Origin of the sequence: Pseudoduganella sp. RAF53_2 (assembly GCF_052113985.1) — a bacterium.
Classification (GTDB): domain Bacteria; phylum Pseudomonadota; class Gammaproteobacteria; order Burkholderiales; family Burkholderiaceae_D; genus Rugamonas.
On sequence record NZ_JBFRDW010001004.1, the window covers coordinates 1 to 1946 of the forward strand.

The 1946-nt window shown below is 61.6% G+C and carries 2 protein-coding genes and 1 pseudogene; 1 reads left to right on the plus strand and 2 read right to left on the minus strand.

Going from position 1 to position 1946, the window contains the following annotated elements:
- Nucleotides 1–680: pseudogene (locus AB4Z11_RS31820) on the minus strand (dipeptidyl-peptidase 3 family protein); the annotation flags it as partial.
- A 39-nt stretch (nucleotides 681–719) separates the two neighbouring features.
- A complete protein-coding gene (locus tag AB4Z11_RS31825) occupies nucleotides 720–1322 on the minus strand; it encodes a short chain dehydrogenase (RefSeq protein WP_442030190.1) in 603 nt (200 codons plus the stop codon).
- Between the two features lie 25 nt (nucleotides 1323–1347).
- Between AB4Z11_RS31825 and AB4Z11_RS31830 the strand changes: the two genes are divergently transcribed.
- A partial coding sequence (locus AB4Z11_RS31830; protein ID WP_442030191.1) for a LysR substrate-binding domain-containing protein occupies nucleotides 1348–1946 on the plus strand: 599 nt, incomplete at its 3' end.

The following is a 1946-nucleotide window of genomic DNA, read 5'->3' on the forward strand; positions in this document are numbered from 1 at the left end:
AAGTCGGAGGCCAGATAGTCGTTGGACAGGAAGGCTTCCGCGCGCAGGTCGAGGAACTTCTTCAGCGAGGCGTTATCGGTGGCGGCTGCGGCTTCCTTCAGCAGCCTGGCGAGCTTCTCAAGTTCCGGCTTGTATTCCTCGGAGTATTTGACGGTCTTGAACTTGCCGTCGCTGCGCTTGCGGATGGTGGTAAAGAACCATTGCGCCTGCTGCTTGTCTTGCGCGGACAGGCCGTTCATCCAGCTTTCCAGCGCTTCCTTGCTTGCGCCATCAGGATAGAAGTTGGCGGCGGCAGGCTTCTTGGCAGGAATGCTGATGCTGCCGATCTGCGCCGGCAGGAAGGATTCGTGGTCGTCGATGATCGACCAGGGGCCTTTGTTCAGCCAGAAGTATTCGCTGCGCGCTTTGCCCAGCTCGGAGCTGTCTTTTTGCAGCGCGGCGTACAGCGCCTCGTTGCCGGACCAGCGCTGGCGCAGCTGCAGGGTATCGACGATCTTCGCTGCTTCAATCAGCTTGGCGATGGCTTTCCTGTCGCCGGCCGAAAGCCTGGAAGCATCCGCTTTCAGTTCGACCGGGGCAAAGCGCTTCGTCATCTTTTGGAGGTCGGCGACGCTTGCAGGTGCTGCGGTAGCAGCGGTGCCGGCAGCGGCCAGCACCAGAGGGATCAGGAGGTTCTTCATGAGGCCTTTCTTATCTTTGAAAGAGAGGCCCCAATTGTATTACCAAACCCGGTAGGTTTTGCCGGTTTCGACGCCGTCCACGCTGCGTGCGTAGCCCAATGCCACGCGTGATGCAGGCGCTGTTTCGAAGCCGATGAAGAACGGACCATAGTTCGGCAACGATTCGGTCAGCAGCGTCGGGCTGACGACGTTGATGCGCAAGCCACGCTGCAGTTCAACCGCCGCGCCCTGTGCGAAACCTTCCACCGCGATGTTGACCGCGCTGGCGTTGGCGCCGAAGCGGATCGGGTTTTGCGCGACGATGCCGCTGGTCAGGGTGATCGAGCCGCCATCGTTCAGGTACTGCTGCGCGACCAAGGCGACGTTCACCTGGCCCATCAGCTTGGAATCGAGGCCGACGCGGAACTGCTCGGGCGTCATTTCGTTCAGCGGTCCGAAGTGCAGATTGCCTGCGGTGACGACCACGTGATCCACCTTGCCTACTTTTTCGAACAGCGCGCGTACCGAAGCCGGGTCTTCGATCTTCACCTGATGCTGGCCGCTGCTGCTGCCAACGGTAATGATTTCGTGGCGCTTGCCCAGTTCCTCCACAACTGCTTTGCCCACTGCGCCGGTTGCGCCGATCACGATGACTTTTTTCATGTTTGTTCTCCGGTGAGGTTTGAAAGTGTTGCCAGTATCTGCCAAGCACGTGCACGCACTGGAGCAGCGCCTGGGCGCCGCCCTGCTCACCCGCACCACGCGGCGACAGTCGCTGACGGAGATCGGCCGCCAGTACGTTGAGCAGTGCCGCGCCATCCTTGCGCAAATCAGCGATGCCGAAGCCGTGGCCGAAACCATGCGCGCTTCACCGCGCGGACTGCTGCGTGTGACCACGCCGGTGTCGTTCGGCATGGACTGGCTGAGCCCTGCGGTGGCGGAGTATCTGAGCCTGCACAAGGAAGTCAGCGTCGAGCTGAATCTGAATGACCGTTTCGTGGATCTGGTCGATGAAGGCTACGACCTCGCAGTGCGCATTGGCGTGCTGGAGGATTCATCAATGGTGGCGCGTCCGCTGCGGCCCTATGGCATGACCATCTGCGCCTCTCCTGCCTATCTGGCCAGACGCGGCACGCCGCGCACGCCTTCCGACCTGGCGCAGCACGAGTGCCTGGAATTTACGGGATGGCTGCCGCAGTTGCGCTGGCGGCTGAAGGGAGAGAAGGATGGCCGCGCAATTCCCCGCAGCCGCTTCCGTGCCAACAGCAGCCAGGCCTTGCGCCGCGC